Source organism: Serratia sp. FGI94 (assembly GCF_000330865.1).
In the GTDB taxonomy this organism is placed as follows: domain Bacteria; phylum Pseudomonadota; class Gammaproteobacteria; order Enterobacterales; family Enterobacteriaceae; genus Serratia_B; species Serratia_B rubidaea.
The window spans coordinates 3,328,514-3,348,474 of record NC_020064.1 but is presented as its reverse complement, the minus strand read 5'-3'; the positions used below and the strand labels follow the sequence as shown (position 1 = coordinate 3,348,474).

Sequence of the window (19,961 nt, the reverse complement as noted above, 5' to 3'; positions counted from 1 at the left end):
GTCCGTCAGGAAACCATAAACATGAAGGTACCAACCCATGCAACCAGCATGAATGAAATTCCCATCAAAAAGTATTTCACTGAATAACTCCCCTCATGGAGTGCTCGCAAGTCAACGATCCCGATTGTTGTGCTGAGTATTGTATAGGATGTTCAGTTCGCCCGGCCGTTTCTTTTTGTTATGAAAACAGTCCGTTGGCAGCCTGAACTTCCCGGTCGCCGCATTTTTCCGTTTGTGACAACGTGGGAAATGCGACAGGATCGGCGCTCAATGTACTCCCAATCTTTGTATTATTTCAATACTGTGTTTTTGATCACGTTTTTTGCCGTTTTTTTAATCATCGGTCGCTGTTTATTCACTGATTTTTCTTCAGAGAGGGGCAGCCAAGAGTGGGTGGTGAGAGGCCACCAGTGGAGGCGGCCGCAACCTTACCAAAGTAGAATAACGATGGTCGCTACGGCAGACCAGAACAGTAGGCAAATGACCAGTACCGTTAGCCAGATATGGCGATATATCCACTTCATGTTTAACCTTTATCTGCGCCGGTGAAAGGGGTAACCCCCATCATCGGCAGTCGCAGGAGAATATTTAGTCCGGCGACGCACAATTTTTACTGTTTATCGCAGAGATGAACCGAGGCTCGGATTTCGTAGCCCAGTAAAAAGAGTGCCTGTTCCAGCGCTTCGGCTTTGGAAGCATAGGCGATATCCAACAGGCGATTCATCTGACCGGCGTTAAACCCCAGTTTGCGCGCCAGTAATGCTTTCGGCATCCGTTGTGCCAGTAGTGCGTTATGCAGCGCAATTTTAAGCTGCGCCAACAGCGACAACGGCACACGCAGCTCTGCTGCGTCGCATGACGAGGGCGGCGGCACCGTGCGGCCTTCATCAAGCTCAATCGCGATGGCGGTCAGCAGTGCGTCTTGTGCTTCCAGTTCGATGTCTTCGCGTTTATAGCTGGCGGTTTGAAATTCCGGGAAATCACGAAAGCCGATATGCCAGCAGTCGTTTTCATCATCAAAGTGGTAGTAGGCCGGGTAGTGGCTAGGCATAGCGGCTCCTGATTAGTGGCAAGATTACAATGCGCAGCAGAGTAGCATGACTCAGGAGATAAAAGAGGAGGGACAGTGTGAAATGTTGTCCTCATTGATGAGGGGTTTATGTAAAAAGTCATCGTTAAATGATTCCATAACAAAGAATTATACGATCGAAGATATGTTTGTTTTTTGAACTGCATGAGCTGTGTGTCAGAGCATTATAAATTAATTTAATAAATATTCATAATATCTACAGTTTATTCTGCGTAAGAAAACGTGTTGTTAGTCGAATTTTCTAGGATTTTTCCAACTTCAAGGGCGATAAATCAACAAATCTTACACTAAAGTTTTGTATTCTTAAGAGGTAGAGGCTGATCAAGATTAATAGTCAGTAAATCATAATTTTATTTAATGTAAAAAGAGTGATCCAAATTTATGTACGGGCTTTGTGAACGGTTTTATCTTAGCTTTGTTAAAGCCATTTCCGATGTTTGTTATTGATTTTATTATTAATTATTTTAGTGGCGTGGCGAAAACGTTTCGTGAAATTATCTTTTCCATTTAATACTGTTTTTCATTGCATTACATCCCGTTGGTTCACCCGAGATGCTGGCAGGTCGGGAAAGAGGGGGGGGGAGGGTATTTCGGGGCGTGACTTAAATGCTTTTTGCTGCGGTTGATTAACCATTAAAGCGATCTTGGCGGGAGGGGCGTCAGCGATGACGATTTACACCACGGTCGGATGGCGCTCGTCGTGAAATTGGCAGGAAAAATAGGGTGAGAATAATATATATAATAACCAGCTCTAACTGTTTCATTAATCACTTGGTTTTTAGTTGCCTGCACTTTTTGTTGGTAGGGGGAAATATGTTCGTTACCGATAAATGCGTTACGCCATCGGAGCGATGGTTTTTCGTCCATAGTATGGCCGTAGTGCAATATTTCTGTTTATCACTCAATAGGGAAGATGGAGGTGCCGGCGTGCTGAAAAGCGTGAATGGTACCCCCGACTGGAATCGAACCAGTAACTAGCCCTTAGGAGGGGCTTGTTATATCCGTTTAACTACGGAGGCATAGTGACGCTGACAGGCATTATACCCGTTTTTCTTCCCAGAATAAGCAGTTAGCGGTGCGTTTGGCTAATCATTCGCCAGTGACGGCTTCCTGCGGCGGCGGGGAGGGGACGGAAGGCCGGGTGGCGCGGGGTTAATACGCCGGTGGTACTCCGGAAGTTGGGTGCGTCATCCTGCCGCCAAGCGGGAGAAATAAGTTGGTCAAATTGCAGAAAAAAGTAACAAGGGTTTAACGTTGGCGCATTTTTCTACGCATTATTGATCTGATGCGCAATATTACCCCTATCGGAGTAGTTTCTGCGCCGGCCACAGGCTACGAGCCGCCGATCGCTTGTGCTATCATGCGCACACCCAAAGAAAAATAGCCGAGCCCTACCCATGCTGGAAGCCAAAAACCTGAGTTGTGTCCGCGATGAGCGCACCCTGTTTAGCGGGCTGAGCTTTTCGGTGAATCCGGGCGACCTGGTGCAGGTGGAGGGACCGAACGGCGCGGGTAAAACCAGCCTGCTGCGCATTCTGGCCGGTCTGGCGCGCCCGGATGACGGCGAAGTGCGCTGGCGGGGCGAAAATACCCGCCGCAGTCGCGAACGCTATCATGCGGAGCTGCTGTTCCTCGGCCATCAGCCGGGCATCAATGCGATGCTGACGCCGTTTGAAAACCTGCGCTTTTATCAGCGCGCCGCCCGCAGCGGCGACGGCCAGGCGATCTGGCAGGCGCTGGAGCAGGTGGGGCTGGTGGGGTATGAGGACCTGCCGGTGGCGCAGCTGTCCGCCGGGCAGCAACGGCGCGTGGCGCTGGCGCGCCTGTATCTGAGCGACAGCCCGCTGTGGATACTGGACGAGCCGCTGACCGCCATCGATAAACAGGGCGTGGCTGAATTGATCCGCCATTTTGAACAACATGCGCAGCAGGGCGGCATGGTAGTGTTGACCACCCATCAGGAACTGGCCGGCAGCCAGCGGCCGGTGACGAAAATTCGTCTGCTGGACGCGGGGAGGGAGACGGCCTGATGTTTTTTACCCTGTTGCGTCGTGAACTGAAAATCGCCTTTCGCAAAGGCGCAGAAATCGTGAACCCGCTGTGGTTCTTTCTGATCGTTATCACGCTGTTTCCGCTGGGCGTCGGCCCGGAGCCGCAGCTGCTGGCGCGTATCGCGCCGGGCATCATCTGGGTGGCGGCGCTGCTGGCGTCGCTGCTGTCGCTGGAAAGATTGTTCCGCGATGACTTTCTTGACGGCTCGCTGGAACAGCTGTTGCTGCTGCCGACCCCGCTGCCGCTGGCGGTGTTAGGCAAAGTATGTGCTCACTGGGTGGTGACGGGGCTGCCGTTGCTGCTGCTGTCGCCGCTGGTGGCGCTGCTGCTGTCGCTGGACATGCAGACCTGGTTGGCGGTGGCCGCTACTCTGCTGCTCGGCACGCCGACGCTGAGCCTGATCGGCGCCATCGGCGTCGGGCTGACCGTCGGGCTGCGCAAAGGCGGGGTGCTGCTGAGCCTGCTGGTGCTGCCGCTGTATATTCCGGTGCTGATCTTCGCCACCGGCGCGATTGACGCCGCTGCGATGGGAATGCCGATCGACGGCTATCTGGCGATACTCGGTGCGCTGCTGGCGGGCAGCGTGACGCTGGCGCCGTTCGCCACCGCCGCGGCGCTGCGGGTAAGCGTGCACTAGCTAACAGATAAGAGCCGGGCAACGCCGACAAGAGCGGCCCTGGCGTATACATCATTGGCCGCTTTGCAGCGCAGGGCGGCGGACGTTTTCATTTACCGTGAGCAATGACAACAATGTGGAAATGGTTACATCAATTCGCCAGGCCCGAGCGGCTCTACCAGGTTTGTGAGCGCTTAGTACCCTGGCTCGGCGCGGCGGGCGTCGTTTGCCTGCTGCTTGGCTGGATATGGGGCTTTGGCTTCGCGCCCAAGGATTATCAGCAGGGCGATAGCTTCCGCATTATGTATATCCATGTGCCGGCGGCGATGTGGTCGATGGGCATTTACGCCTCCATGGCGGTGGCCGCCTTTATCGGCCTGGTGTGGCAGATGAAAATGTCCGATACCGTGGTCGCGGCGATGGCGCCGGTGGGCGCGGTATTCACCTTTATTGCGCTGGTGACCGGTTCCGCCTGGGGCAAGCCGATGTGGGGCGCCTGGTGGGTCTGGGACGCGCGTCTGACCTCCGAACTGGTGCTGCTGTTCCTGTATATGGGCATCATCGCGCTGTACAACGCCTTTGAAGACCGCCGCCTGGCCGGCCGCGCCGCCGGTATTCTGGTGCTGGTCGGCGTGGTCAATATTCCGATTATCCACTTCTCGGTCGAATGGTGGAACACGCTGCATCAGGGCTCCACCAATATGCAGCAAAGCATCGCGCCAAGCATGCGTACGCCGCTGCGCTGGGCGATCCTCGGCTATCTGCTGTTCTTTATTACCCTGACGCTGATGCGTCTGCGTAATCTGATCCTGGCGCAGGAGCGCCACCGTCCGTGGGTAGCCGCCCTGATTAACAAGGAGCGTCAGTCATGAATGCCGCATTTCCCTCCTGGACGGCGTTTTTCGCCATGGGCGGTTACGCCTTTTATGTGTGGCTGGCGGTGGCCGCCACGCTGATTCCGTTGCTGGGGCTGGTGTGCCACACCCTGTGGCAACGCCGGCAGCTGCTGGCCGATGTGCGCCGTCGTCAGGCGCGCGAACGCCGTATCCGCCAATCACAACATGCTAAAACATCGGCTGCGCCGCAGTCCGCCGCTGCGCGGGAGAAATCATTGTGAATCCACGTCGTAAAAGTCGCCTCTATCTGGCCCTGGTGGTGCTGGTCGGCATCGCGCTAACCGCCTCTCTGGTGCTGTATGCGCTGCGCTCCAACATCGATCTGTTTTATACCCCGGGCGAAATCCTGCAGGGCAAAGGAGAAAATCATGAAAAGCCGGAGGTCGGGCAGCGCCTGCGCATCGGCGGCATGGTGATGCCGGGGTCGGTCAAACGCGATCCTGAGACGCTGAAGGTCAGCTTCAAGGTGTATGACGCGCGCGGCGCGATAGCCGTCACCTATGAAGGCATTCTGCCGGACCTGTTCCGTGAGGGGCAGGGCGTGGTGGCGCAGGGCGTGCTGGGAGAAGGCAACGTGGTGAACGCCAAAGAGGTGCTGGCCAAGCACGATGAGAAATACACCCCGCCGGAAGTGGCCGATGCGATGAAAGAGAACCATAAAGGGCCGGCGTCGGCCTACCGCGCGCCGCAGGAGGACAGCCAGTCATGATGCCGGAGCTGGGAAGTTTTCTGTTGTGCCTGGCGCTGGCGGTATCGCTGCTGCTGAGCATCTACCCGCAGTGGGGAGCCGCGCGCCAGGACAGCCGCATGATGGCGGTGGCGCGTCCGCTGACCTATGGCATGTTCGCCGCCATTGCGCTGGCGTTTATCTGCCTGGTGCACGCCTTTATCGTTAATGATTTCACCGTGGCCTATGTCGCCGCCAACTCCAACACCCAACTGCCGGTCTATTACCGCATCGCCGCTACCTGGGGGGCGCATGAAGGTTCGCTGCTGCTCTGGGTGCTGCTGCTGAGCTGCTGGTCGCTGGCGGTGGCGCTGTTCAGCCGCTCCATGCCGCAGGATGCGGTGGCGCGCGTGCTGTCGGTGATGGGGATGATCACCGCGGGTTTCCTGCTGTTTATCATCATGACCTCCAACCCGTTCACCCGCACCTTGCCGAATTTCCCGATCGACGGTCGCGATCTGAACCCGCTGCTGCAGGACGTCGGGCTGATTTTCCACCCGCCGCTGCTGTATATGGGCTACGTCGGCTTTTCGGTGGCGTTTGCGTTCGCCATCGCCTCGCTGATGGCCGGCCGGCTCGACACCGCCTGGGCGCGCTGGTCGCGGCCGTGGACCACCGCCGCCTGGGTGTTCCTGACCCTCGGCATCGTGCTCGGTTCCGCTTGGGCTTACTACGAGCTGGGCTGGGGCGGCTGGTGGTTCTGGGACCCGGTGGAGAACGCCTCCTTTATGCCGTGGCTGGCGGGCACCGCGCTGATGCACTCGCTGGCGGTGACGGAAAAACGCGGCACCTTCAAGGCCTGGACGGTGCTGCTGGCGATCACCGCCTTCTCGCTGTGCCTGCTCGGCACCTTCCTGGTGCGCTCCGGCGTGCTGGTGTCGGTGCACTCCTTTGCCTCCGATCCGGCGCGCGGCATGTTTATCCTCGCCTATCTGGTGATTGTGATCGGCGGTTCGCTGCTGCTGTACGCCTTTAAGGGCGGCCAGGTGCGCAGCCGGGTGCAGCATGAAACCTTTTCCCGCGAGACCTTCCTGCTGGGCAACAACGTATTGCTGATGGCCGCCATGCTGGTGGTGCTGCTGGGCACCTTGCTGCCGCTGGTGCATAAACAGCTTGGCCTGGGCAGCATTTCGATCGGCGAGCCGTTCTTCAACACCATGTTCACCTGGCTGATGGCGCCGATGGCGCTGCTGCTGGGCATCGGTCCGCTGGTGCGCTGGCGCCGCGACGAGCCGAGCAAGCTGTGGCGCCGTCTCGGGGTGGCGCTGGTGGTGACTCTACTGCTGTCGATACTGCTGCCGTGGCTGCTGCAGGACAGCATCGCCGGTATGACGGTGGTCGGGCTGCTGATGGCGGTATGGGTGATTGTGCTGACGCTGATGGAGCTGCATGAACGCGCCACGCACCGTCACGGTTTCTGGCGCGGGCTGAGGCACCTGTCGCGCAGCCACTGGGGCATGGTGCTGGGGCACCTGGGCGTGGCGGTGACGGTGATCGGCATCGCCTTCAGCCAGAACTACAGCGTGGAGCGCGACGTGCGGATGAAGGCCGGCGACAGCGTGGATATTCACGATTATCACTTTGTGTTCCGCGACGTGCACGATATCCGCGGGCCGAACTACACCGGCGGCGTCGGCATTATCGACGTGACGCGCAACGGCAAGGCGGAAGCGACGCTGCATGCGGAAAAACGCTACTACAGCGTGGCGCGCAGCATGATGACGGAAGCGGCGATCGACGGCGGCCTGACGCGCGATCTGTACGCGGCGCTGGGCGAAGAGCTGGATGACGGCTCCTGGGCGGTGCGGCTGTATTACAAACCGTTCGTCCGCTGGATCTGGTTCGGCGGCGTATTTATGGCGCTGGGCGGGCTGCTGTGCATCCTCGATCCGCGCTATCGGATGAAGAAAAAACTGGCGCGTCAGGGCAAGCAGGAGGCGCAGGCATGAACCGTAAACTGTTATTTATCCCCTTAATCCTGTTCTTATTGCTGGTGGCCGCCTTTATGGTGCAGTTGACGCGCAACGCCGGCGGCGAGGATCCGACCATGCTGGAGTCGGCGCTGATCGGCAAACCGGTGCCGACCTTTAAGCTGGAATCGCTCGATCAGGCGGGCAAAACCTACGATCAGGCGGTGCTGCGCGACGGCAAGCCGCTGCTGCTGAACGTTTGGGCCACCTGGTGCCCGACCTGCCGCGCTGAACATCAGTATCTGAACCAGCTGGCGAGCCGCGGCGTGCGGGTGGTGGGGCTGAACTACAAGGACGACCGCGCCAAGGCGGTCAACTGGCTTAACAGCCTGGGCAACCCGTACGCGCTCAGCCTGTTCGACGGCGACGGCATGCTGGGGTTGGATCTCGGCGTGTACGGCGCGCCGGAAACCTTCCTGATCGATGGGCAGGGCATTATCCGCTACCGCCACGCCGGCGATATGAATGAGCGGGTCTGGCAGCAGGAAGTGTTGCCGCTGTACCGCAAGTACGGGGGGCAGGGATGAAGTTCGCCGCCGTGATATTGGCCGCACTGCTGAGCTTCAGCGCCGCTGCGGCCATCGACACCTACCGTTTTGACTCGGTGGAGCAGGAGCAGCAGTACCGCGAGCTGACCGAGCAGCTACGCTGCCCGAAATGCCAGAACAACAGCATTGCCGATTCCAACGCCATTATCGCCGCCGATATGCGCGCCAAAGTCTATGAGCTGATGATGCAGGGGCAGAACAAACAGCAGGTCATCGATTATATGGTGGCCCGCTACGGCAACTTCGTCACCTATGAGCCGCCGGTGACGCCGGCGACGCTGATCCTGTGGGTCGGCCCGCTGCTGTTTGTGCTGATTGGCGGCGCGGTGGTGATTATGCGCAGCCGTCGCCGTGCCCCGGTGAATAACGACGAATTCTCCGCACAGGAGAAGCAGCGTCTGGCGGCGCTGCTGGAAGAGACTGACAGGAAGAAACGCTAATGGCTTTTTGGCTGATGATTATTGTGCTGCTGCTGGTCGCCGCCGCGCTGTTGCTGGTGCCGGCCCTGCGGCACAACCGGGCGGACAACGCTACCAGTCGCGACACGCTGAACAAGGTGCTGTATCAGGAGCGCCTGGGCGAGCTGGAGCAGGATGAACAGCAGGGCGTGGTTGGCGAACGCCCTGAACTGGTGAAAGAACTGCAGCAAAATCTGCTGGATGATATTCCCGGCCAGACGACGGCGCAGAGCAAACCGATCAACCGCTGGGCGCTGCTGCCGGGCGTGTTGCTGCTGGTGGTGGTGGCGGTCGGCTTCTACCTGAAAACCGGCGGCCTGGCGCAGGTGGCGGCCTGGCGGCAGGTGCAGGATCAGATGCCGGAACTGCGCGCCCGGGTCGCCAACGAGCATGCGCAGCCGCTCAGCATGGAAGAGATCGCCCGTCTGGGGTTGGGGCTGCGCACCGCGCTGCAGCAGGACGGCCGTAATATTAACGACTGGATGATGCTGGGGCGGGTCGGCATGGCGCTGAATAATGCCACTACCGCCACGCAGGCGTTCGCCCATGCCTATCAGTTGGATCCGAATAATCTGGAAGTCCGGCTGGGGTACGCCGAGGTATTGACGCGTTCCAACGATCCGGAGGATAACCGGCAGGCGTCGCAGATGCTGCGCAAAATGATCGCCGAAGATCACAGTAATCTGCGTATTCTCAGCCTGTTGGCGTTTAACGCCTTTGAGCAGGGCGACTATCGCCAGGCCATCGGCGCCTGGCAGGTGATGCTAAAATTATTACCGGCGGACGATCGCCGTACGGAAGTGCTAAAGCGCAGTATTGAACAAGCAAAAGTACAGGCCGGCGAGGAAACTGTTAAACTTGGTGTCAATGTCACGTTGTCTCCAGAGGCAGCCAACGCATTACCCCAACAAGGGACGCTGATAATTTCGGTCACCGATGGCAAAAGCCCGGTGCCGGTTGCTGTAAAACAATTACCTCTGAGCCGTTTCCCGCTGTCGTTCTCGCTGGATGATGGCAACGCCATGATGCCGGAGCGTTTGCTGTCGTCGCTGCATCAGGTGAAGGTGCGCGTACGGGTTTCTCATGACGGTCTGGCAACGCCGCAGGCCGGCGACTGGTTCGGTGAGAGTGCGCTGCAGACGTTCAGCGGTAACGGGCAGGTTAGCGTTCAGATAGATAAACAGGTCCCTTAATAAAAGACTGAACGTATTGTTTTTTATGGAGAAAAATATGAACTTTCGCCTGACTGGGCTGGCTTTCGCAACGGTGTTGCTCGTCGGGTGCGCCAGCACCCCTGAGAATGAACCCCAAGGGCGATCCGATCCTTTGGAAGGATTCAACCGGACGATGTTCGATTTTAACTACAACGTGCTGGATCCCTATGTGCTGCGGCCGGTGGCGGTAGCTTGGCGTGACTACGTGCCGCAGCCGGCGCGTAACGGCCTGAGCAACTTCACCTCCAACCTGGAAGAGCCGGCCAGCATGGTCAACGCCTTCCTGAAGGGCGATCCGTACCGCGGGATGATCCACTTCAACCGCTTCTTCCTGAACACCATCCTCGGTATGGGCGGCCTGATCGACGTGGCCGGCATGGCCAACCCGAAACTGGCGCGTGAAGAGCCTAACCGTTTCGGCAGCACGATGGGCCACTACGGCGTCGGCTACGGCCCGTATGTGATGCTGCCGGGCTACGGCAGTTTCACCCTGCGTGACGAGGGCGGCGACTGGGCCGATTCGCTCTATCCGGTGCTGAGCTATCTGACCTTCTGGATGTCGGCCGGCAAGTGGGTGGTGGAAGGCATTGAGACCCGCGCCCAGCTGCTGGATTCCGACGGGCTGCTGCGCAACTCTTCCGATCCGTACCTGATGGTGCGCGAGGCATACTTCCAGCGCCACGACTTTATCGCCAACGGCGGCGTGCTGAAGCCGGAAGAGAACCCGAACGCCAAGGCGATTCAGGGCGATCTGGACGATATCGATTCGGCGGAATAACCGCGACGTTAAGCGATATAAAGAAAAACCCGCCAAACGGCGGGTTTTTTATCGCGGATGCGGTCGGGCGTAACTTAGAAGGTGTAGTTGAAGTTAGCGCCGTACAGCCAGGCTTTACCTTCAGACTCGAAGGTGTACGGACCTTCTTTGACGGTCACGTGCTGGCCGTGCATGTAGGAGACGCCTACGTCCACCGAGGCGTTCTGGTTAAACGCGTAGGTGGTGCCGGCGCTCAGCCAGAAGCGGTCCTGATCCGGGATGGAGATGGAGCGGTTCTGCGCCGGTACCGGGCTGTCATCGAAGGCGATACCGGTACGGAAGGTCCAGTTATCGTCATAGTAGTAGGTGGTGCCCAGCGCGATGCGGTAGGCGTCCTTGAAGCCTTCATGCTTCTCAAACAGCGTCTGGCCGTTGCTGCCGGTGGCTCTCAGCTCTTGGAACTGGCTCCAGCTGGTGTACGCCAGGCTGTAGTGAATGGCCCACTTTGGCGCCACCTTGTTATAACCGGAAATTTCCCACATCTCAGGCAGATGCAGCGACAGAGAGCCAGGAATGGTGTTGCCGTCGGTGCCCCATGGCAGACCGGTCATGCCCTGCATCGGGTTATAGGCCGACGGGATGCTGCTCTTGTAATCGCCGTCGAAGTCGACTTTGATTTCAGAGCGGTAGGTCAGGCCGTAGCGGTTGTTTTCATCCACTTCATACAGGATGCCGGCGTTCCAGCCGTAGCCCCACTCGTCGCCTTTCAGGTGCGAAATCTGGGTGTCGGCAGGCATGCCGACCGCTGCGCCGCTTTCGCCGGCGTAGCGTTCCAGCTTGGCTTTCGCGTACAGCGCATCAAAACCGAGGCCGAAGCTGAAGTGTTGGTTCAGGCGGTAGGCGGCGCTCAGATTGAGGTTAACGGTGGTCAGATCGGTTTTACCGCCGTACGGGCCTGCGGTATAGCCGTCGTTAAATTCGGTCGCCAGGCCGTAGTTGCTGGTGACCGAGCCGCCGACGGCCCACTGGTCGTTCAGCGGGTGAATATAGTGCAGGTTCGGGATCCACTGCGCCGGCGCGATGTTTTTCGCATTCAGGCTGTTGCCGGAGCGCGAGGTGCCGGAAATATCCACGTCCGGGTCAACAAAGATGGCGCCGGCGGAGAAGGTTGGGCGGTCAAACATCATCATGGTCGCCGGGTTGCGGCTGGCTGAGGTGGCATTGTCGGCGACGGCGCCTTCACCAGAAAAAGAACGGCCTAAACCAGAAGAAGAGTATTCATTCAACTGGAATCCTGCGGCATACACGTTCGAAGAAATAATCGCCACTGCAGCTGCAAGAGCTGTTTTCTTGAATAGGTTTTTCTGGCTCATGACCAAAACCTCATTATGTGTTTATTATTTAAACTATGTTACACGCGGTAACAAGGAGCGCGGGATTGTAGGGTCCGTTATCCATCAGACAAATCAGACCAGTGGCTGAATTATAGGTCTGACCTGTTAAGATGTTGCAACTTTGTTTTTGAAATATTTCCATATTGATATCAAAAAAGAGATCTGCTTAACAAAACGCCAGCGGTAAATAACAAAATTCCTATGTTTATTGATCAATCGGCTATTTTTATTTGTGATTTCCATCACTTAAAACACCCACAGAGAGTAAGTGCTAGTGATCTCATCGGGCGGGGAGTAAAATGGCTTACAGAATCTTGGGTCTTTGCGCCGGGTCACATTCCTGGCGTCGTGAGGAGAATTGACTATGTCAGATGCAATTAATAAATGCAGCGCGCAGGAAACGGCGGCGTGCTGCTGCGTGGATGTCGGCACCGTGATGGATAATACCGACTGCACCGCGTCCTACAGCCAGATTTTCAGCAGCGAGCAGGAAGCGCAGCAGACGCTGGCGGCGCTGACGGAAAAAGCGCGTTCGGTAGAGTCCGATCCTTGCGCGATCGGCAGCAGCCTGCAGCCGGTGGACGGCGGCGTGCGGCTGAACGCTGATTTCACCTTTGCCTGCCAGGCGGAAACGCTGATTTTCCAGCTGGGCCTGCGTTAATCCCGCACGGTATTCTGCGCGGCGTCCGCCGCGCAGCCTCTTTTTAGCCCCTTGCGGGCCAATCCCCCGTTTTAAAGTTGCTCCTGCTCGCAGATTTCATCTCTGACGGTTTGCCAAATGTAAACATCTGGTTAACAATGACCTCATCAGGTCAGACCTGTTTGCGGATTGCGCTGACGTTACTTTCTTCAGGAGCATTTATGAGTAAGGCACTGCCGCTGGTCACCCGTCAGGGGGACAGAATTGCAATTGTTAATGGATTACGCACCCCGTTCGCCAAGCAGGCGACCGCCTACCACGGCGTGCCGGCGGTGGATCTCGGTAAAATGGCGGTCAGCGAACTGGTGGCGCGCAGCGGCATCGATGCGGCGCTGATCGAGCAGCTGGTGTTTGGCCAGGTGGTGCAGATGCCAGAAGCGCCGAATATCGCGCGCGAGATCGTGCTCGGCACCGGCATGAGCGTGCACACCGACGCCTACAGCGTCTCCCGCGCCTGCGCCACCAGTTTTCAGGCGATCGCCAACGTGGCGGAAAGCATTATCGCCGGCAGCGTCAGCATCGGCATTGCCGGCGGCGCCGACTCCTCTTCCGTACTGCCGATCGGCGTCAGCAAGGCGCTGGCGCGCACGCTGGTGGACGTTAACAAGGCGCGCACGCTGTCGCAGCGTCTGAAGCTGTTCAGCCGGCTGAAATTCCGCGACCTGCTGCCGGTGCCGCCGGCGGTGGCGGAATATTCCACCGGCCTGCGGATGGGCGACACCGCCGAGCAGATGGCGAAGACGCACGGCATCGGTCGTGAAGAGCAGGATGCGCTGGCGCACCGCTCTCACCAGCTGGCGGCCAACGCCTGGGCGCAGGGCTGGCTGCATGACGAGGTGATGACGGCGTACGTGCCGCCGTATAAGGCGGAGCTGGCCGAAGACAACAATATCCGCAAAGATTCCAGTCTGGCCTCCTATGCCAAATTAAAACCGGCGTTTGACCGCAAACACGGCAGCGTAACCGCCGCCAACAGCACGCCGTTAACCGACGGGGCGGCGGCGGTGCTGATGATGAGCGAATCCCGCGCGCGGGAGCTGGGGCTGCAGCCGCTCGGCTATCTGCGCAGCTTTGCCTTTGCCGCCATCGACGTCTGGCAGGATATGCTGCTGGGGCCGTCGTACGCGACGCCGCTGGCGCTGGACCGGGCGGGCATTACGCTGGCCGACCTCACGCTGATCGATATGCATGAGGCCTTTGCCGCGCAGACGCTGGCCAATCTGAAAATGTTCGCCAGCCCGGCGTTCGCCCGCGAGAAGCTGGGGCGCGACGCGGCGATCGGCGAGGTCGATATGGAAAAATTCAACGTGCTGGGTGGATCTATCGCCTATGGGCACCCGTTTGCCGCCACCGGCGCGCGGATGATTACCCAAACGCTGCATGAGCTGAAACGCCGCGGCGGCGGTCTGGGGCTGGCGACCGCCTGCGCCGCCGGCGGCCTGGGTGCGGCAATGGTTGTGGAGGTGGAATAATGAGCGCAGCGACCAACGCACTGCATGAACAGCGGGCGCCGCAGACGGCGTTCCGCCTGACCCTGCGCCCGGACAATATCGGCGTGATTACCATCGACGTGCCGGGGGAAAAGGTCAACACGCTGAAGGCCGAGTTTGTCGAACAAATAAATGATGTATTGATCCAGGCGCAGCAGTACAGCGCGCTGGAGGGCCTGGTGATTATCTCCGGCAAGCCCGATTCCTTTATCGCCGGCGCCGACATCTCTATGATCGCCGCCTGCAGCAGCGCGCAACAGGCGCAGGCGCTGGCGAAGAAAGGGCAGAGCACGCTGGCGCAGCTGGCCGCTTTTCCGGTGCCGGTGGTGGCGGCCATCCACGGCGCCTGCCTTGGCGGTGGGCTTGAGCTGGCGCTGGCCTGCCACAGTCGCATCTGCACGTTGGACGACAAAACCGCGCTCGGCCTGCCGGAAGTGCAGCTGGGCCTGCTGCCCGGCTCCGGCGGCACGCAGCGGCTGCCGCGGCTGGTTGGCGCCGGCAAGGCGTTGGATATGATGCTGACCGGCAAACAGATCCGCGCCCGCCAGGCGTTGCGTATGGGGCTGGTGGACGATGCGGTGCCGCACGCCATTTTGCTGGAGACGGCAGTAGCGCGCGCCAGGCAGGGCTGGTCGGCGCGGCGCGAACTGCCGTGGCAGGAACGTTTACTCAATGGCCCGCTCGGACGCAGCGCGCTGTTCGCCATCGTACGCAAGAAGACTCTGGAGAAGACGCACGGTAATTATCCGGCGGCGGAGCGGATTATCCAGGTGGTGCGCACCGGTCTGGATCAGGGCAGCGCCAGCGGCTATGAGGCCGAGGCGCGCGCCTTCGGCGAGCTGGCGATGACGCCGCAGTCAGCGGCGCTGCGCAGCCTGTTTTTTGCCTCCACCGCGCTGAAAAAGGAGCGCGGCGCCGATGCACAGCCGCACGCTATTGCGCGGGTCGGCATTCTGGGGGGCGGTCTGATGGGCGGGGGCATTGCCTGCGTGACGGCGACGCGCGGCGGTTTGCCGGTGCGTATTAAGGATATCAATACTCAGGGCATTAACCATGCGCTGAAATACAGCTGGGAAGTGCTGGGCAAGCGGGTGCGCCGCAAGCGCATGCGTCCGGCGGAGCGGCAAAAGCAGATGATGCTGATTTCCGGCACCACCGATTACTGCGGCTTCGAGCAGGTGGATATCGTGGTGGAGGCGGTGTTCGAAGATCTGGCGCTGAAGCAGCAGATGGTGGCGGAGGTGGAGCAGCACGCCGCGCCGCATACCGTTTTCGCCTCCAATACCTCTTCGCTGCCGATTAGCCAGATTGCCGCCAAGGCGCAGCGGCCGCAGCAGGTGATAGGCCTGCACTACTTCAGCCCGGTGGATAAAATGCCGCTGGTGGAGGTGATTCCGCATGCCGCAACCAGCGCCGAGACCATCGCCACTACGGTGGCGCTGGCGCATAAGCAGGGGAAAACGGCCATCGTGGTGGCCGACCGCGCCGGTTTTTATGTCAACCGCATCCTGGCGCCCTATATCAATGAGGCGGCGCGCTGCCTGCTGGCCGGCGAACCGATCGAAGCGCTGGATCGGGCGCTGGTGGATTTCGGTTTTCCGGTGGGGCCGATTACGCTGCTGGATGAGGTCGGCATCGACGTCGGCACCAAAATCATCCCGATTCTGGTGGAGGAGCTGGGACCGCGCTTCGCCGCGCCGGCGGCGTTTGATGCGGTGCTGAAAGACGGCCGCAAGGGGCGCAAGAACGGCAAGGGCTTCTACCTGTACCCCAGCGAAGGCCAGCAGCGTCAGCGCAGAAAGCGCGCCGATACCTCGGTCTATACCTTGATCGGCGTCACGCCGAAGGCCCATCTGCCGCCGGCGGAAATCGCCCAGCGCTGCGTGATGATGATGCTGAACGAAGCGGCGCGCTGTCTGGAGGAGGGGGTGATTCGCAGCGCCCGCGACGGCGATATCGGCGCGGTGTTCGGCATCGGCTTCCCGCCGTTCCTTGGCGGGCCGTTCCGCTATATGGACGAGCTGGGTGCGGAGAAGGTGGTGAAAACCCTGCAATATCTGCAGCAGCAGCACGGCGAGCATTTTGCGCCGTGCGAACGTCTGCAGCGCATGGCACAACAGGGCGAGCGCTTCTACCCCCATTAGATAACGGCATGGCGGCCCGATTTGCACTACAGTAACAACAGGGCCGCGATGTGATCGCTATCACTCCTTGCGACAGCTGTAATCCCGGACGCTGTACAGGGGGATCGGTGCGAGGTAACGTAGGCAGTCAGCGGCGGAAGGTGCGCCGCCGGCGTGAAATTTCGCGCATTGCGCGTGAATTTTAACCTGTTGAATTGGTTGTAAAGTGAACGATGGCTTCGCGCAAAGTCGCGCCGACGGCGAAAAAACGACGTTTTCTTTGCGTGAACTTTCAGGCAAAATGCCCGGCCGCCATAGAGAGACGGCGCGTTATCGTTTGGAAGCACAATGTGCTTTTGCGTTAATCAGGGGCCCGGCTAATGCGCCGGAGCCATTGAAGCGGCTGCTGCAATTACGCAGTTATTTTGTCAACAACAGCGGTGCACTATGCAAGTTTTGATTATGCGTCACGGAGAGGCGGCACTTGATGCGGCCAGCGATGCGGTAAGGCCTCTTACCCTCTGCGGCCGTGATGAGTCACGTCAGATGGCGGCCTGGTTGAACACCAAGTCTGTGGATATTGAACGCGTGCTGGTCAGCCCTTATCTGCGCGCCGAGCAGACGCTGGAAACGGTGCGCGACGCGCTGGCGTTGCCGAAAGAGGCAGAGGTGATGGCGGCGCTGACCCCGGGCGGTGACGCCGCGCTGGTGGTCAGCTATCTGCAGGTATTGGCGCAGCAGGGCGTGGAGTCGGTGCTGATCGTGTCCCACCTGCCGCTGGTCGGCTATCTGGTGGCGGAACTGTGTCCGGGCGAGTGTCCGCTGATGTTCGCCACCTCGGCGATTGCCTATGTCGAACTGGCGCAGGACGGCAGCGCCGGCAAGCTGGAGTGGCAGGTCAGCCCGTCACAGCTGATGGCGAAAGTCTGATAGCGCAATGCGCGCAAACCGCAAAGGGCGATGGTGAACATCGCCCTTTGTCATTTCTGCCGCCTAGTCGGCCAGCTCGACCAACAGCAGGATGGCGGCGCTGCCGCCCCATTCTTTCGGCGCCTGATGGAACGCCAGCACGTCCGGGTGCTGCGCCAGCCACAGCGGCGTCTGCTGCTTAAGAATATGTTTACCGTGTCCGTGCATCACGCAGGCGCAGTAGACGTGTTCGCGTTTACAGGCGGCGATCAGCGCCCCCAGCTCCTGTTTGGCCTGCAGCTGCGTCAGCCCGTGCAGGTCGAGGAACAGATCCGGCACATAGTCGCCGCGGCGCAGCTTTTTCAGCTCAAACGGGCTGGCGCCGGGGCGCACGTAGCGGGTCGGGCCGTCTTCGTCCAACTGCGGCTGAAACTCATCGGAAAAATAGAAACTGGCGTCGACCTGTTCCTGCAGCAGGCGCTGCGGCGGCGCCTGCTTGATTTTCGGCTTGGGCGGGCGATGGACGATGGTGTCCTGACGCAGCTTCTTGGCGCCCGTCACCGAGTCTCTGAAGAGCTGCAGTTCATCCTGGCTCAGCGGCGGTTTGTTCTTCATGGTTTTCATTCACTGACGGCTATTTTCGGCTAGTTTATCGCGTCGCGCGCGATCTGACGACGCAAAACTGTTGCCGTCAGGTTAAGCCAGGTTAATCAGAAGCGGCTAATCTTAACGCGATGGCCGCTTATTTCGCCCGCGGGCGGCGCATCGGCAACTTGCGGCGACGCGTATATAGCTGCTGATTTGTCGCGGGCTTCGTGGCAAACTATGCGGCTATCTCATGAATCACAGCCGCCTGCCGGAGGGCACATTGGACAAAATTTTCGTCGACGAAGCAGTGAACGAACTGCACACCATTCAGGATATGCTGCGCTGGACCGTCAGCCGCTTCAGCGCCGCCAATATCTACTATGGTCACGGAACCGATAATCCGTGGGACGAAGCGGTGCAGCTGGTTCTGCCGAGTTTATATTTGCCGCTGGATATTCCGGAAGAGATGCGCAGCGCGCGTCTGACCTCCAGCGAGCGCCATCGCATCGTCGAGCGGGTGATCCGCCGTATTAACGAGCGCGTGCCGGTGGCCTACCTGACCAACAAGGCCTGGTTCTGCGGCCTGGAATTTTACGTCGATGAGCGCGTGCTGGTGCCGCGTTCGCCGATTGGCGAGCTGATCAACGACCAGTTCAGCGGCCTGATCCCGCACCCGCCGCGCCATATTCTGGATATGTGCACCGGCAGCGGCTGCATCGCCATCGCCTGCGGCTACGCCTTCCCGGAAGCGGAAGTGGACGCGGTGGATATCTCCAGCGACGTGCTGGCGGTGACCGAGCGCAACATTCAGGCGCTGGGGGTCGAACATCAGGTGATCCCGATCCGTTCCGATCTGTTCCGCGACGTTCCCGCGATCCAGTACGATCTGATCGTCACCAACCCGCCGTATGTGGATGCCGAAGATATGTCCGACCTGCCGGAAGAGTTCCGCTTTGAGCCGGAACTGGGCCTGGCGGCGGGCAGCGACGGCCTGAAACTGGTGCGCCGCATTCTGGCCTGCGCGCCGGACTTCCTCAGCGATGACGGCGTGCTGATTTGTGAAGTCGGCAACAGCATGGTACATCTGATGGAGCAGTACCCGGATATTCCGTTCACCTGGTTGGAATTTGCCAACGGCGGCGACGGCGTATTTATGCTGACCAAGCAACAGCTGGTGGACTGCAAGGCACATTTCAGCATGTATCGCAGCTGATGATTTTCCCTGGCCTGCCGCGGCAGGCCTGATAACAAAACAACGGTAAGGAGCCGTGATGGCAGGGAACAGTATTGGGCAGTTATTCCGCGTCACCACCTTTGGCGAATCTCACGGGGTGGCGCTGGGATGTATCGTCGACGGGGTGCCGCCGGGCATCGCGCTGACGGAAGAAGATTTGCAACACGACCTGGACCGCCGTCGTCCGGGCACCTCGCGCTACACCACGCAGCGCCGTGAACCCGATCGGGTGCGCATTCTTTCCGGCGTGTTTGAAGGCGTGACCACCGGCACCAGCATCGGCCTGATGATCGAAAACACCGATCAGCGTTCGCAAGACTACGGCGCGATTAAAGACGTGTTCCGCCCGGGCCATGCCGACTACACCTACGAACAGAAATACGGCGTGCGCGACTACCGCGGCGGCGGCCGTTCGTCGGCGCGTGAAACCGCGATGCGCGTGGCGGCCGGGGCGATCGCCAAAAAATACCTCGAGCAGAAATACGGCGTGAAGGTGCGCGGCTATCTGGCGCAGATCGGCGACGTCAGCTGCGAGCTGAAGGACTGGGAGCAGGTTGAACAGAACCCGTTCTTCTGCCCGGACCCGGACAAGCTGGAGGCGCTGGATGAACTGATGCGCGCGCTGAAAAAAGAGGGCGATTCCATCGGCGCCAAAGTCAGCGTGGTGGCGGAGAACGTCCCGGTCGGCCTCGGCGAGCCGGTGTTTGACCGTCTGGACGCCGATCTGGCGCATGCGCTGATGAGCATCAACGCGGTGAAAGGCGTGGAGATTGGCGACGGCTTTGCCGTGGTCACCAAGCGCGGCAGTGAAAACCGCGATGAAATTACCCCGGAAGGCTTCCAGAGCAACCACGCCGGCGGCATTCTCGGCGGTATCAGCAGCGGCCAGCCGGTGATTGCCCACCTGGCGCTGAAGCCGACCTCCAGCATTATGGTGCCGGGGCGCACCATCAACCGTCAGGGTGAGGCGGTGGATATGGTGACCCGCGGCCGTCACGATCCGTGCGTCGGCATTCGCGCGGTGCCCATCGCCGAAGCGATGATGGCGATCGTGCTGATGGATCACCTGCTGCGCCAGCGCGGGCAGAACGGCGACGTGCTGTCCGACGTACCGCGCTGGTAACCGCGCCCTATCCGGGCATCGTCACGATGCCCGTTGTTCCGACGGCGCAGCATGGCGCCGGTCCGCATGGCG

20 protein-coding genes and 1 tRNA gene are annotated in these 19,961 nt (G+C 59.7%); 16 read left to right on the top strand and 5 right to left on the bottom strand.

Annotated features, from left to right (window positions below; all coding sequences use genetic code 11):
* Window positions 1–5 precede the first annotated feature (5 nt).
* The 3 genes from ypdK to D781_RS15280 form a co-directional block, all read right to left on the bottom strand.
* Entirely contained in the window at window positions 6–80 is a 75-nt protein-coding gene (gene ypdK / locus D781_RS23470; RefSeq protein ID WP_102025020.1) for a membrane protein YpdK, read from the bottom strand.
* A 530-nt stretch (window positions 81–610) separates the two neighbouring features.
* The gene (locus D781_RS15285; protein ID WP_015673240.1) at window positions 611–1,051 is read right to left on the bottom strand and encodes a hypothetical protein; all 441 of its coding nucleotides are present in this window, start codon (window positions 1,049–1,051) and stop codon (window positions 611–613) included.
* A 983-nt stretch (window positions 1,052–2,034) separates the two neighbouring features.
* Window positions 2,035–2,109: transfer RNA gene (locus D781_RS15280), tRNA-Arg, on the bottom strand.
* A 378-nt stretch (window positions 2,110–2,487) separates the two neighbouring features.
* Here D781_RS15280 and ccmA point away from each other — a divergent pair.
* From ccmA to mlaA, 10 genes are all read left to right on the top strand, one after another.
* Window positions 2,488–3,120: a cytochrome c biogenesis heme-transporting ATPase CcmA gene (gene ccmA, locus D781_RS15275; RefSeq protein ID WP_015673239.1), complete on the top strand. Its 633-nt coding sequence runs from the start codon at window positions 2,488–2,490 to the stop codon at window positions 3,118–3,120.
* Entirely contained in the window at window positions 3,120–3,779 is a 660-nt protein-coding gene (gene ccmB, locus D781_RS15270; RefSeq protein WP_015673238.1) for a heme exporter protein CcmB, read from the top strand. Before ccmA ends, ccmB begins: the two co-directional genes overlap by 1 nt.
* Before the next feature lie 113 nt (window positions 3,780–3,892).
* Window positions 3,893–4,630, top strand: a complete 738-nt coding sequence (locus D781_RS15265; RefSeq protein ID WP_015673237.1) for a heme ABC transporter permease — start codon at window positions 3,893–3,895, stop codon at window positions 4,628–4,630.
* A complete protein-coding gene (ccmD, locus tag D781_RS15260) occupies window positions 4,627–4,875 on the top strand; it encodes a heme exporter protein CcmD (protein WP_015673236.1) in 249 nt (82 codons plus the stop codon). The genes D781_RS15265 and ccmD overlap by 4 nt, the downstream gene beginning before the upstream one ends.
* Entirely contained in the window at window positions 4,872–5,363 is a 492-nt protein-coding gene (gene ccmE, locus D781_RS15255) for a cytochrome c maturation protein CcmE (protein ID WP_015673235.1), read from the top strand. The genes ccmD and ccmE overlap by 4 nt, the downstream gene beginning before the upstream one ends.
* Window positions 5,360–7,330: a heme lyase CcmF/NrfE family subunit gene (locus tag D781_RS15250; RefSeq protein ID WP_015673234.1), complete on the top strand. Its 1,971-nt coding sequence runs from the start codon at window positions 5,360–5,362 to the stop codon at window positions 7,328–7,330. Before ccmE ends, D781_RS15250 begins: the two co-directional genes overlap by 4 nt.
* Window positions 7,327–7,878 carry a DsbE family thiol:disulfide interchange protein gene (locus tag D781_RS15245; RefSeq protein ID WP_015673233.1) on the top strand — a complete coding sequence of 184 codons (552 nt, stop codon included), beginning with the start codon at window positions 7,327–7,329 and terminating at the stop codon, window positions 7,876–7,878. Before D781_RS15250 ends, D781_RS15245 begins: the two co-directional genes overlap by 4 nt.
* Entirely contained in the window at window positions 7,875–8,339 is a 465-nt protein-coding gene (locus D781_RS15240; protein ID WP_015673232.1) for a cytochrome c-type biogenesis protein, read from the top strand. The genes D781_RS15245 and D781_RS15240 overlap by 4 nt, the downstream gene beginning before the upstream one ends.
* Window positions 8,339–9,550, top strand: coding sequence for a c-type cytochrome biogenesis protein CcmI (ccmI, locus tag D781_RS15235; RefSeq protein ID WP_015673231.1), 1,212 nt, complete (start codon window positions 8,339–8,341; stop codon window positions 9,548–9,550). Before D781_RS15240 ends, ccmI begins: the two co-directional genes overlap by 1 nt.
* Before the next feature lie 37 nt (window positions 9,551–9,587).
* Window positions 9,588–10,349: a phospholipid-binding lipoprotein MlaA gene (mlaA, locus tag D781_RS15230; protein WP_015673230.1), complete on the top strand. Its 762-nt coding sequence runs from the start codon at window positions 9,588–9,590 to the stop codon at window positions 10,347–10,349.
* 74 nt (window positions 10,350–10,423) lie between these two features.
* Here mlaA and fadL read toward each other — a convergent pair whose 3' ends face one another.
* Entirely contained in the window at window positions 10,424–11,701 is a 1,278-nt protein-coding gene (gene fadL, locus D781_RS15225) for a long-chain fatty acid transporter FadL (RefSeq protein WP_015673229.1), read from the bottom strand.
* A 385-nt stretch (window positions 11,702–12,086) separates the two neighbouring features.
* Here fadL and D781_RS15220 point away from each other — a divergent pair, with 385 nt between their 5' ends.
* The 4 genes from D781_RS15220 (at window position 12,087) to sixA (ending at window position 16,965) form a co-directional block, all read left to right on the top strand.
* The gene (locus D781_RS15220) at window positions 12,087–12,383 is read left to right on the top strand and encodes a YfcZ/YiiS family protein (RefSeq protein ID WP_015673228.1); all 297 of its coding nucleotides are present in this window, start codon (window positions 12,087–12,089) and stop codon (window positions 12,381–12,383) included.
* A gap of 200 nt (window positions 12,384–12,583) precedes the next feature.
* Window positions 12,584–13,894: an acetyl-CoA C-acyltransferase FadI gene (fadI, locus tag D781_RS15215; RefSeq protein ID WP_015673227.1), complete on the top strand. Its 1,311-nt coding sequence runs from the start codon at window positions 12,584–12,586 to the stop codon at window positions 13,892–13,894.
* Window positions 13,894–16,056 carry a fatty acid oxidation complex subunit alpha FadJ gene (gene fadJ / locus D781_RS15210; protein WP_015673226.1) on the top strand — a complete coding sequence of 721 codons (2,163 nt, stop codon included), beginning with the start codon at window positions 13,894–13,896 and terminating at the stop codon, window positions 16,054–16,056. Before fadI ends, fadJ begins: the two co-directional genes overlap by 1 nt.
* A gap of 426 nt (window positions 16,057–16,482) precedes the next feature.
* Window positions 16,483–16,965 (top strand): phosphohistidine phosphatase SixA, encoded by a 483-nt coding sequence (sixA, locus tag D781_RS15205; protein ID WP_015673225.1) that lies wholly within the window; start codon window positions 16,483–16,485, stop codon window positions 16,963–16,965.
* 63 nt (window positions 16,966–17,028) lie between these two features.
* Here the strand turns inward: sixA and smrB are convergent, their stop codons facing one another.
* Entirely contained in the window at window positions 17,029–17,559 is a 531-nt protein-coding gene (gene smrB, locus D781_RS15200) for an endonuclease SmrB (RefSeq protein WP_041412170.1), read from the bottom strand.
* A gap of 253 nt (window positions 17,560–17,812) precedes the next feature.
* Between smrB and prmB the strand changes: the two genes are divergently transcribed.
* Together prmB and aroC are read left to right on the top strand one after the other, a co-directional pair.
* A complete protein-coding gene (prmB, locus tag D781_RS15195; RefSeq protein WP_041411839.1) occupies window positions 17,813–18,745 on the top strand; it encodes a 50S ribosomal protein L3 N(5)-glutamine methyltransferase in 933 nt (310 codons plus the stop codon).
* Window positions 18,746–18,803: 58 nt separating this feature from the next.
* A complete protein-coding gene (aroC, locus tag D781_RS15190) occupies window positions 18,804–19,889 on the top strand; it encodes a chorismate synthase (RefSeq protein ID WP_015673222.1) in 1,086 nt (361 codons plus the stop codon).
* Window positions 19,890–19,961: the final 72 nt, after the last annotated feature.